Raw genomic sequence first — 12,221 nt, 5'->3', positions numbered from 1 at the left:
ATCATGGAAACACCAAAAATGGGTGACTTATATCAAAGAATAGCAAATCAGATAAATGAAATCATTCCCTCTGAATGGGAAAACGTATATCTTTACGCTGAAATATTAGACGACTCTTCGGAAGTGTATTTTTATTTTAATATACCGGGCGAGAATGAATTCTTATACTCACATAACATTCCAGAATATTTTAATGTAAGCGAAGATATTTATGATGATTTATTAATCGAACTTCAAGAATCATTCGAAGAATTACGCGAAGAATACAAGGAAAATAATCCAGAAACTTGGACGAACTTGACTTTGAAACTAGATAGGACAGGCCAGTTTTCTATAGATTATAATTATGAAGATGTAATTGCTTCAGAGCTAAATGGATCTCAAAGAAAGGCTGTTTGGGTGTATAAAAATCTAGGTTTAATGCCAAAAAGGAAAACGGTAAGAGACTTTTTAGAGGATTATATCAAGACTAACGAAGGAAAAATTTAAATTAATTTCTAATATGGGACAGTTATATCAACAAATAGCAGAACAACTTAATGAAATGATTCCATCTGAATGGACAAAAATCGTTCTTTATGCGGAAATATTAGATGATTCATCAGAAGTTTACTTTTTCTTCAATACACCGCAAAGTGAAGAATATATCTATTCTCATGATATACCGAAACAATTCGATGTTAGTAAAAAAATATATGTGAGTTTATTAATTGAACTTCAAGAATTATTCGAGGAGTTAAGAGAAGAATTTAAAGCAAACAACCAAGATATTTGGACTAATTTAACGCTTAAACTAGAGAATATCGGCAAATTCTCAATAGACTACTATTACACCGATGTCATTGCCTCAGACTTAAACGGAACACAACGGCAAGTAGTATGGGAATATAAGAATTTAGGTATCTTGCCTGAAGATAAGGAAGACAAAAAATTTGTAATAAACTACTTTAATCTATAAATAAATAATGGCCCAGCTCCTTTCGGCTGGGTTATATTTTATAAATTTAGAGGTTCTATATGGATATGTTGATTAAAAATAATAAACTCCATAATGATGCAGACCCTTCCCAAGACAATTATCTATCATTATGCAAACAACCTATAACACTACCAAAAGAAATAAAGTCATTTGTAAAAACAATGAAGATACAATTTGAGAATATAAGCATGGGTGAAATATGGCCTTCAGCTGCCTTTCAGTTTGAATTTCCTAAATATGAGAAGAATGAGTTTCATGTAAACTATACCAGTAAACTTATAATTTCAAAACTGGCTCCTGTTTATTACCTGCAGCACCAATTCACAATAGAAAATGTTGATCCCGAAAGAGCAACTCCCGTGTTAGACGGTTTCAGTACACAATCTTATTCTATGCTTCAACAGAAACTAGACACAAAACTGAATCAAATCTTAAAAGAAATGGGATACAACCCTCTAACTTACCAAGAAATGAACGAAGTCATTTGTGATCTTGATATAAAACCAGAGCCTTTATTCGGTCTCCAAGTCACGGTAGAACTGGCATTATTTCATGATTTGCTAGAGCTTTGGCTAGAGTAGCAATGCCGGAGGTTGATTCTTTTTGAAAAATGAATTAAATGCATTATATAGAAGCATAGCTGAAACCGTTAACGAAATGATACCAGAACCATGGGAGAAATTTTTGTTCTATGCTCAGGTTTCAGAGACAGGCGGAGGCACTTACTTTTTTTTATAATTCTCAAAATGAACCTAATCATTTTAAGTACAGTCTTGAAATTCCGTTTGAATTTGATATTGACGAAAATGTATTCGATCAGTATGAGATGGAATTATTTAAACTAAGAGAAAAAATGAGAGATGTTTTCAAAGATCATGATCAAGAATTATTTTACTCCTTCACTCTTAGCCTAGAAAGATCAGGAAAATTAACTGTCCACTTTGATTATACAGATTGGTTTAAGACAGATTATAGTTTCAGTGATCAGCTTATCATCTGGAAATTTAAATATTTAGGGGAAGAACCTAAGGATCCATCATTACAAAAATTAATAAAAAAATATTTAGAAGAATATCCTGAAAATCCAATTTAATAAAGTTGAGATAATGATGTTAGAAAAAACTTATCTACAAATAACTGATGTCATAGGAAAAATAATTCCTGCTGATTGGAGTAAAATTGTTCTTTATGCAGAAATACTAGACGGTTCCAGAGAAGTGTATTTTTTCTTTCAAACACCAGAAAACGATGAATATATATACTCTCACTACATTCCAGAACAATTTCAAGTCAGAAAATTTATACCGAGCTATTCATAGATCTTCAAGAGTTATTTAAACAGTTACACAATGAGTTTAAAGAAAATAATCCTGAAGCATGGACAAATTTGACACTGAATCTTGAAAGCAATGGAACGTTCTCAATTGATTATGATTATGAAGATGTTATTGAATCTACATTGGACGAATACCAAAGACAAATGATTTGGGAGTACAATAACTTGGGTATTTTCCCTGAAGACGAAGAGGATAAAGAATTTGTTAATGAATATCTAAACATAAACTAATGCAATCATCGAATCAGAGTTAGAGGTTAATCGAATGGAAACTCAAAAAATGAGCGAAGTATATCAAAAAATCGCTGAGCAAATAAATGAAATTATCCCCTCTGAATGGGAGCACGATATTCCTGAACATTTTAATGACGAACTTCTATATGAATTGCATGATTATTTCGCAAAGTTACGAAAAAAATTTAAAACAAACAATGAAGGCTTATGGACAAACCTCACTTTACATTTAGAACGAAGCGGGAAATTTTCAATAGATTATGATTACACCGATGTCATTGCCTCAGACTTAAACGGTACTCAACGACAAGTAGTATGGGAATATAAAAATTTAGGAATATTGCCTGAAGTTGAGGATGATAAACAGTTTGTAATAAACTACTTCGGTCTTTAATTCAAAAATAGCTCAGCTTTTTACTGCTGGGCTATTTTTGATTTATAGGCATCGAGCAGAGTAAAAAAGATGGGAAGCTAAAAAATAGATGAATTATATTCATTTACTTTAATATCCCAAAATGTGAGAAATCAAATTCGAATTACTTTGGCTTATATGAGTTGTTGAGCAATTGAGAGATGGTTTGAAGTAAATAATGAACAAGTCTAGACTAAATTAACTTTTAAACAAAAACATTTTTAAAATAAGATAACAACTTCTGAATTTTGATTGACAATAAAAATACTAAACATCTATATTTGTTATAGACATCTATAGACTACTCAAAAAAAGAAACAATAGACTACTTTATATCTTAAGGGAGGATTACTTATGACTATGACTTTTTTTCCTGAAAAATTTTCTTATGTTGATGCTTGTCATCCTCACCCTCCTAACACACAGTATAGAATTGGGGTAGGTGTCGAGAATTGGAATGGTACGTTTGTTCCTGTGTACAAAATTCAGATGGTTTATGATGGAAAGGTTTCTGGTAGAAAGAGTCCTTCATACCCAGTAAACAGTAATGATTTCATTAAAGTTCATACAGAGTTACTAAAATTAATTGACAGTATTAAAAATGAAAAACAATATGAAAAAGAGGTTGAGGTAATTAAATGAATAACTTAAAGTTTATTGACTTATTTGCTGGAATAGGTGGTTTAAGATTAGGATTTGAACAAGCGTTTTTTCAAAACAACATTAAAACTGAATGTGTTTATACATCAGAGATTAAAAAATCAGCTATTAAAGTTTTAAAAGATAACTTCCCTCATAAAAAATTTGGAGGTGACATTACCAAAACTAATCTAGAAGAAATACCAGAATTTGATTTTTTATTAGCTGGGTTTCCATGTCAACCATTTAGTTCAGGTGGTAAAAGACTTGGTTTTGCAGATACCAGAGGAACCTTATTTTTTGAGATTCAACGTATCCTTGAAGCAAGGAGACCCTATGGTTTCTTATTAGAAAACGTAGAAGGTTTAGTAAAACATGACTTAGAAAGTAAAAAAGATCCTATAGGCAAAACACTGGCTACTATACTGAGAGTATTAGAGGACTTAGGATACAAAACCACTTGGAAGGTTTTGGATTCCAAAGATTTTGGTCTTCCGCAATCCCGTAAAAGAATCTTTATTGCGGGAACTAGGGTTGACGAAATACCTCTTGAAGGCTTTGAAGTAAAATCAAGTACGCTACAAAACATTTTACTAAAAGGCTTACCTACTATAGAAAGTGATTTTACCAAAAAACTACTTGAAAAATATAAACCTGAAGAACTTTATGGTAAATCAATCAAAGATAAACGTGGTGGAAAAAACAATATTCATAGTTGGGATATAGGATTAAAAGGTGAAGTTACAACTGAACAAAAACAACTTCTTGAAAAACTTCTTAAAGAAAGAAGAAAAAAACATTGGGCTGAAAAAAAGAAGATGGATTGGATGGATGGTATGCCACTAACATTAGATGAAATTCAAACTTTCTATCCTCATAATAATTTGGAAGAAATACTCGAAGACTTAGTTGAAAAGGGATACTTAAAATTCGAACATCCAAAATCCTTAGTCGAAGAATTTCGTGAAGATGGTAGTTTGGTTAAAGTTCGTAAACCCGATCCTAACATAGAGAAAGGTTACAATATTGTAACCGGAAAGTTAAGTTTTGAGTTCAATAAAATACTAGATCCACATGATTTAGCTCCTACACTTGTTGCAACTGATGTTTCAAGACTTGGAATTGTGGACGGTAATGGTCTGAGAAAATTAACTTTGCAGGAAGGCTTAAAACTATTTGGTTTTCCAGAAAATTTTATTTTTGATGTAAGTGAAGAAGAAGGTTTCGACCTTCTAGGAAATACAGTTTCAGTACCTGTAGTGAAAGCCATTTGTAATAAATTATGTAATTCTTATATCTCTAACCAGTTGGTTACACCTTCTTTTTAATTAAAATCCACCTTCAAATGGAATTGTTTGGACTAATTCCCCTTAAAAGACTATAATGTCTTTATAAAAGGGGGAATTAGTATGAATGAACAGATAAAAAAACCTATAAAAATAAACTTTGATGAATTCAAAAGAACTTATACACCATTTTTTGTTAACAATACATATGAAAACCAAGTTGATGATGAAATCAACACTATTGTAGAAACGTTACATGAAAAAATGCAGCAAATAGGCACTGAAGAAGGCCTGCTTGAATACATAAAGAGCGATGAGGACTCATTAGAAAATATTTTAAGTTTATTAGGTTTTTCTGCCCAAAAATTCATGAGGATTATCTCTATGTTTCGTATGAATGAAGGTGATAATTTTAATAGTGAATGGAATTTAAAACAAATAAGAACAAAAATATTATCAAATAAGTCCTATGCTAACAAAATTAGCAGGTTGTTATTAAACGGTGCTACTGATGAAGAGTTTACTGAATCTATTCCAAAATTCTATTTAGATAATTTAGTTTTAGATGATACCGCTTTAGGACAATTATCCGATAAAACAAGACTTAAAAGATTAGTTAAACAAAAACGTGACGGCAAGTATAACAATGACGTTGGGGATCACGTAGAGAACTTAATTGAAAATCGATTAAACATGATAAAAGCCAAGTATGGGGTAACATACGAAAGAGAGAAGTTTGTTAGTTGGATTGCCAGAAATATGGACTTCTGTGTACCCAGCAAAGAAGACCCTCATGTAATTATTGAGGTATCTTATCAAATTACAACCGCTAGTGCACAAACTACAAAAAGAGAGGTTGAGGTAAAAACTTCGGAAGAGATTAGACGCCATAATATACAGCATGGAAAAGATATTGCCTTTGTTAACTTTATTGAAGGTGGTGGTTGGTTAGGGCGCCAAAGTGATATGAAGAAATTGGTTCATTGTTCTGACTACGTTTTAAATATAAATACTCTTGATATGCTAGAAGCCATCATCATAAAACATGTTCCTGATATATATTTTAATGCTCCAAAACCGGATCTAGTTGATTAAATCAGCTATATATTTTTACACTTTTAGGATTTCAATTGTGAAATCCTTTTTTAATAATTTGATAAGTCATCCTATAAAGGAGGAACTCACCAGAAGTTAATTCAATACAAGAAGTATAATTGTAATATTAGAGATATCAATCCGACAATTAAGAATTAATATCTCTGCTAGAAAAATTAATAGAAAGAGCTTTATTCATATACACTTATTTAATATACGAATAAAGCAAAGTTTCCTGATTTATTTAGGTATAAAACTCACTAAATTATTTTTAGAAGTAAGTTCGCCACACACTCCACATGATTCGTATGCGGAAACATATCCACAGGCTGCACTTCGAGCGTCTGATACCCGCCATCCTCAAGCACCCGCAAATCTCTCGCAAGCGTGCCAGGATTACAGGACACGTACACAACCCGCTTCGGTTTCATCTCTACAATCGTGCGTAGGAGGGCTTCGTCGCAGCCTTTTCTTGGTGGGTCGACGACTAGCGTATCAGCTGTAATGCCTTCTTCATACCACTTTGGAATCACGGTTTCCGCTTCCCCGACTGCAAATTCTGCGTTTGTGATGCCGTTTAATTCTGCGTTTCGCTTTGCGTCCTCAATTGCCTCCGGCACAATCTCTACACCGTACACTTTTTTCGCCTGCTTCGCCAGAAATAGAGAAATCGTTCCGATGCCGCAGTAGGCGTCGATGACGGTTTCTTCACCTTGAAGCTCCGCGTACTCAAGCGCTTTGTCGTAGAGCACTTTTGTCTGCTCCGGGTTGATCTGGTAGAACGATCTGGCGGAAATGGCGAATTTGACGTCTCCGATGAGGTCGTAGATGTATTCTTCGCCCCAGATGACGTTTGTTTCGTTGCCAAAAATGACGTTTGTTTTGTTTGGGTTGATGTTTTGCACGATTGATTTAACGTGCGGGAATTGCCCTGTGATGTCTTCGATGATCTTCGCTTTGTGCGGGAAATCGTTTGTTCTTGTGATGAAGACGATCATCATTTCTCCCGTTACCACACCGTATCTGACCATGATGTGGCGAAGCCAGCCTTTGTGGCGTTCTTCGTTGTAGGCTTTGATGCCATAGTTTGCGCAAATGTCTTTGACAGCTTGGACGGCTTCGTCGTTTTTGGATTGCTGGATCAGGCAGGCGCTCATGTCGATGATGTCATGGCTTCTTTGCTGATAGAATCCCGCGACGAGTCCGCCTTCCCGTTCTCCTACCGGCACCTGTGCTTTGTTTCTGTAGTTCCACGGGTCTTCCATGCCGAGTGTCGGATGCACGGTGACGTTTGAAAGGTCCAGCTTGCCGATGCGTTCTAAGACGTCTTTGACTTGCTTCTGTTTAAACAGGAGCTGGCCTTCGTAGGTCATGTGCTGAAGCTGGCAGCCGCCGCATTGCTTGTAAATCGGGCATGGAGCGTCGGTTCTATGCGGGCTTTCTTCCTTCAGCTCGATCAGGCGGCCGAAGGCGAACCCTTTTTTTACACGTGTCACTTTGATTTGGGCTTTTTCCTCCGGCAGGGCGTTCGGCACGAATATCGGGAATCCCTGTACCTTTGCGACGCCCGCTCCTTCGTGCGTCAAATCCTCAAATGTCACGTCATAGTATTCGTTTTTTTCTACTGGGGGTTTCATTTTCATCTATAATCACCTCTAGTTTTAAGCGAAAGAAAAACTTGGCCTATTCAAGCCAAGTTTCAGCGTGTAGGCAAACCTTCGCATTCGTTGTCAGTCCTGTGCTTCGGTGCTCACGTAAAAAGACCAGCGGCTAAAAACTAGAGCATCCTGCTCAAACGCCGCTGTCACCGCATCCTGCGGAAGTACGCTCCAATGCTCGTCCTTCCTAGACTTCAAAGGTTTTCAATCACGCTGAAAAGATGACAAAATCCTAAAACGAAAACTGTTTTAGGATTTTGTCAACATTCTGAGCTTGGCTTACAAAGCCAAGTTTTAGTCATCCAGCTGTTCCGCTTTCTCCTTCGGCATGACGACGTGAATGTGTCGATACAGATTCACGAATTCGCCCGGCAGCATGCCGCCGTACTCGCCGTCCAGGTTCAGCTGCATCTTTTCTGATACATTGACTTTCACGCGGTTCGCTTTTGTATAAATAATGTGCTGGTCGTTGATATGTTCGCCGCGAAGCGCCATCGTGGCGACCCTGATAAATTCAGCAAGGTTTGCTTTCTTTAATATCATCAAATCAAACATGCCGTCATTCAGGCTGGAATCCGGCGCGAGCTTTTCGAACCCGCCGACGGAATTTGTCAGCGTGACCAAAAACAGCATGATTTCACCTTGAAACAGCTTGCCGTCATATTCAATCTCGACTTCTGTCGGACGAAGTGAAGGCAGCATTTCCATTCCTTTTAAATAATAAGCAAGCTGGCCTAGCATTGTTTTGAGTTTGCTTGGCACGTCGTACGTCAGCTCCGTCAGACGGCCTCCTCCGGCGATATTGATAAAATACTGGCCGTTGACCTGTCCGATATCAATCGGGCGGGCAACGCCGTTAATGACAGTATCTGCCGCTTTTAAAATATCCTCGCGCGGAATGCCGAGCGCTCTGGCGAAGTCGTTCGTTGTGCCGACAGGAATCACGCCGAGTGTCGGACGGTTGTCTAAAGGCGCAAGCCCGTTGACGACCTCGTTGATCGTTCCGTCTCCGCCTGCCGCAATGATCAGGTCAAACTCACGCAATGCCGCTTCCTTGGCAGCGTGTGTAGCGTCTCCTGCGCATGTCGTTGCATGGGTGGAGGTTTCATAGCCGGCTTGTTCAAATTTTTGCAGGACCTGGGCAAGATGCTTTTTAAAGATCTCCCGTCCTGAAGTCGGATTGTATATTATGCGTGCACGTTTCATTATCTCATCATCCTACTTAAGAGTATCCGATCCATTTTTACACTAACAACCTTTAATTATACTATGAGTTAAAAAAATCGCAACAAAATGTACATAATCTTACAGATGAAAACGCACAAAAGCCCCAGCAGAGCTGAGGCTTTTTGTTTTTTTACTCTTCTTCCGTTCCCGGTTTTTTCTTACGGAACTTCGCCAATACTTCATATACGATTGGCACGATCAAGAGCGTCAGAAGCGTCGAACTGATTAAACCGCCGATAACGGTTACGCCGAGTCCTTTTGAAATGACCTGGCTTCCACCTTCAAAGCCGAGGGCTAATGGAATCAAGGCGCCGATTGTCGCAATGGCTGTCATCAGGATCGGACGGAGTCGTGTAGATCCGGCTTCCAAGAGAGCTTCTCTCGTAGACAGGCCTTCCGCTTCCTTATGAATCACGCGGTCAATTAAGACAATGGCATTCGTGACAACGATACCGATTAGCATGAGCATACCGATCATTGCGTTCAGACTGATCGTTTCACCTGATACGTAAAGTCCGACCAGGGCACCGATGACTGTGAACGGCAATGAGAACAGAATCGCAAATGGCGCTAGTGCTCCGCCGAAGGTAATCACGAGCACAAGGTAAACGATCGCTATTGCTGCCAGCATCGCTAAACCGAGCTTCGTGAAGGAATCAGCGATATCCGCTGATACGCCGCCTGTGTCAATCGATACGTTATCAGGATGATCTAGCTTATCGATTTTCTTCTGGATAGCAGCTGATACGGCTGTGACATTGTCAGATGTAACCTCACCTGTGACATCCGCATAGACTTTTCCGTCACGTTTTGACACGGTATCTGATGTTGATCCTTCTTTCACTTTTGCCACATCGCCGATTTTGACTTCCTGGCCAGTCGCGGAAGTGATCTTTTTATTCTCTAAATCTTTCACACTCTTATACTCGTCTTTTTCTGTCTTAATGTTCACATCAAGCTCTTTGCCGTCTTTTTTCACGGTGGTGAGCGGTTCTTGCGATGTTTGTGACATTAAGGCCTGAGAAATTTGAGACGCGGTTAAACCGAGTTTGCTTAGTTTTTCTTGGTCAGCGACAAATGTGTACTCATCATATGTGCTGGAAAGGCCTGAATTTACGTTTTTCAGATCCTTTTCATCTTTCATGATTTTTTCAATGTCTTTGACCGTGTCTTTAATATCGTTTTCAGAATCGCCATACACATAGTATGTTAATTGGTTGTTATTGCCTGAAGAGCTGAAGTCCTGTGACTTCCATTCTCCGCGGTCAGATTGCTTTTGGATTTCCTTCAGAACGTTATCTTTTTCTTTATCAAAGTCAGGTGTGTCGCTTTCATATTTGATATAGAATAACGCACCGTTAGAATCTCCTCCGGCAAGCGGGCTGCCAGAGCCTAATGAATACTGAACCGTATCGACATGCTTGCGGTCAAGCAGGATTTTTTCTGCTTTTTCAGCTTCATTTTCGGCTTCTTTTTTCGTTTCACCCGGTTCTGGGCTGTATGTGAGCTGCATCGTTTTTTCTTCCTCGGACGGCAGATAGCTGGCACCGATTAACGGTACGAGGAACAAGCTTCCGAGGAGCATCAGAACAGCAATGATAGACGTGATCCATTTGTGGCTCAGCGCCCAGTTCAATACTTTTTTATAGATGTTTGCAAGTCTGCCAGGTTTGTGTTCTTTTGCTTTAATCGGCGCGCCCGTTAATGATTTTTTGAACAGGCTGTGTGCAAGCATCGGCACAAGCGTGATCGAAATCACCAGGGATGCGGCAAGCGCAAAAACAATCGTTAAGGCAAATGGAATAAACAATTCACCGATTTGTCCGCCTACAAGTGCGAGCGGCAGGAATACCGCGATTGTCACGATCGTCGATGACATGATCGGCTTAAACATTTCCTTCGTCGCTTCACGAACTAAGGCTTTTCCGCGGAGCGGCTCGTCTTTGAGTCTCATTCGGCGATAAATGTTCTCGATCACAACGATGGAGTCATCGACTACACGTCCGATGGCAACGGTCATTGCGCCGAGCGTCATAATATTTAATGTGATATCAAGCTGCTGCAGCACAAGGAGTGCGATCAGCAATGATAATGGAATTGAAACGACCGAAATTAATGTTGATTTGATATCTCTTAAGAATAAGAGAATAATCACAATCGCAAAAATAGCACCGAAAATGGCTTTGCTTAACATCGTGTCAACTGACTGTGTGATCGGCTCCGCCATGTCGAGAGTTGCGCTGTAATTGAAGCCTTTATGGTCTTCTTTGAACTTCTTCAGCTCAGCTTTGACATCGTCGGCAACCTCTACCGTATTCGCATCGTTTGCTTTGACGATGTTGATGCCGATGCTGTCTTTGCCATTTGTGCGTGAAACGGATTCAGCTTTTTTCACATCTTTAATTGTAGCAATGTCAGAAAGCTTGACCGTCGGCACTGCTGTGCTTGCGCTTTGCTGCGCCTGTGCTGCCGCTTGTGCGCTTTGGGCTGCCTGTGCACTCTGCGCCGCCGCTTGAGATGCTGCGCTGCTGCCTGCACTTGAAGCTGATGCCGTCGGGATTCTCATATTCTTCAAATCTTTAATTGTTTCAATATCGCCGCTGACGACGACAGATTTTTCTTCATTTCCGAATGTGTACAATCCAAGCGGAGTTGTCACATCTGAACCTTGAATCACTTGCTTGACTGTATCTTCATCAAGGCCGTATTCCTTCAGTTTGTCTTCTTTGAAAGAGAATTCAACCTCTTCCACCTGCTGGCCTGATACTTGGACGGACGCAACGCCTTCTATGCCTTCAAGCTTAGAAACGAGGCTGTCCTCCACTTGTTTCGTCAGCTCTTGCAGATTATCTTTATCACTGGACACGCTCAGCGTCAGAATCGGGAATGAATTCAAGCTGTAGCGTGAAATCTCCGGATCCTTCGCGTCATCAGGCAGGCTGACGTTTTCTAACGCTTCAGCTGCTTCTGTTTTCGCTTTGTCCATATCTTTCTCATAATCATATTCAATCATGACCGACGATGCGTTTTCATAGGACGTCGAAGTCACAACACTGACACCGTCCAAGTTCTGCACGGCTTGTTCAACCGGTTTGGTCACTTCATCAGCCACTTGGCTTGGTGTCGCACCCGGATATGTCGTGCTGATCGTCAAGTAAGGCATGTTCACGTCAGGAATAGACTCTTGCTTCATATTCATACCCGCATACAAGCCGGCTGCCGTTACAATAATCGTCATCAGCCATACGGCGAATTTGTTTTTCAGAACGAAATTAATAACGTGATTCATCATATCCTCCATTACATTTTTTATTGACTGACTGGTCATTCTATATAATACTAAACGTTATAATGC

The 12,221-nt window shown here is 39.1% G+C and carries 10 protein-coding genes and 2 pseudogenes; 9 read left to right on the top strand and 3 right to left on the bottom strand.

The genetic code is table 11. The features are described 5' to 3' along the window. Positions 1–3 precede the first annotated feature (3 nt). The 9 genes and pseudogenes from yezG (at position 4) to AC0OMA_RS03890 (ending at position 5,981) form a co-directional block, all read left to right on the top strand. Positions 4–489, top strand: a complete 486-nt coding sequence (gene yezG / locus AC0OMA_RS03930; protein ID WP_019713534.1) for an LXG family T7SS effector immunity protein YezG — start codon at positions 4–6, stop codon at positions 487–489. Between the two features lie 13 nt (positions 490–502). Then, positions 503–958 (top strand): antitoxin YezG family protein, encoded by a 456-nt coding sequence (locus AC0OMA_RS03925; RefSeq protein WP_474221929.1) that lies wholly within the window; start codon positions 503–505, stop codon positions 956–958. A gap of 59 nt (positions 959–1,017) precedes the next feature. After that, entirely contained in the window at positions 1,018–1,560 is a 543-nt protein-coding gene (locus AC0OMA_RS03920) for a hypothetical protein (protein WP_474221928.1), read from the top strand. Positions 1,561–1,582: 22 nt separating this feature from the next. Then, positions 1,583–2,072, top strand: a pseudogene (locus AC0OMA_RS03915) (immunity protein YezG family protein). 16 nt (positions 2,073–2,088) lie between these two features. Next, positions 2,089–2,546 (top strand): annotated as a pseudogene (locus tag AC0OMA_RS03910) (immunity protein YezG family protein). Between the two features lie 34 nt (positions 2,547–2,580). Next, complete coding sequence (locus AC0OMA_RS03905) at positions 2,581–2,943, top strand: TIGR01741 family protein (RefSeq protein WP_474221927.1); 363 nt, start codon at positions 2,581–2,583, stop codon at positions 2,941–2,943. Positions 2,944–3,315: 372 nt separating this feature from the next. Next, positions 3,316–3,603, top strand: a complete 288-nt coding sequence (locus AC0OMA_RS03900) for a hypothetical protein (protein ID WP_406621452.1) — start codon at positions 3,316–3,318, stop codon at positions 3,601–3,603. Further along, positions 3,600–4,928 (top strand): DNA (cytosine-5-)-methyltransferase, encoded by a 1,329-nt coding sequence (dcm, locus tag AC0OMA_RS03895; RefSeq protein WP_474221926.1) that lies wholly within the window; start codon positions 3,600–3,602, stop codon positions 4,926–4,928. The genes AC0OMA_RS03900 and dcm overlap by 4 nt, the downstream gene beginning before the upstream one ends. Before the next feature lie 81 nt (positions 4,929–5,009). Continuing rightward, complete coding sequence (locus AC0OMA_RS03890) at positions 5,010–5,981, top strand: DpnII family type II restriction endonuclease (RefSeq protein WP_474221925.1); 972 nt, start codon at positions 5,010–5,012, stop codon at positions 5,979–5,981. Positions 5,982–6,241: 260 nt separating this feature from the next. On the opposite strand, the gene rlmD is transcribed toward AC0OMA_RS03890, so the two are convergent. The 3 genes from rlmD to srfP form a co-directional block, all read right to left on the bottom strand. After that, positions 6,242–7,624, bottom strand: coding sequence for a 23S rRNA (uracil(1939)-C(5))-methyltransferase RlmD (gene rlmD, locus AC0OMA_RS03885; protein ID WP_474221924.1), 1,383 nt, complete (start codon positions 7,622–7,624; stop codon positions 6,242–6,244). 309 nt (positions 7,625–7,933) lie between these two features. Continuing rightward, positions 7,934–8,845, bottom strand: a complete 912-nt coding sequence (locus AC0OMA_RS03880; protein ID WP_003233894.1) for a diacylglycerol kinase — start codon at positions 8,843–8,845, stop codon at positions 7,934–7,936. Between the two features lie 151 nt (positions 8,846–8,996). Beyond that, positions 8,997–12,155: a surfactin resistance protein SrfP gene (srfP, locus tag AC0OMA_RS03875; protein WP_474222420.1), complete on the bottom strand. Its 3,159-nt coding sequence runs from the start codon at positions 12,153–12,155 to the stop codon at positions 8,997–8,999. Positions 12,156–12,221: the final 66 nt, after the last annotated feature.

This window comes from Bacillus sp. AMCV2 (assembly GCF_056033925.1).
The sequence above is the reverse complement of the archived record's forward strand: the minus strand, read 5'-3'. Positions and strand labels throughout refer to the sequence as shown.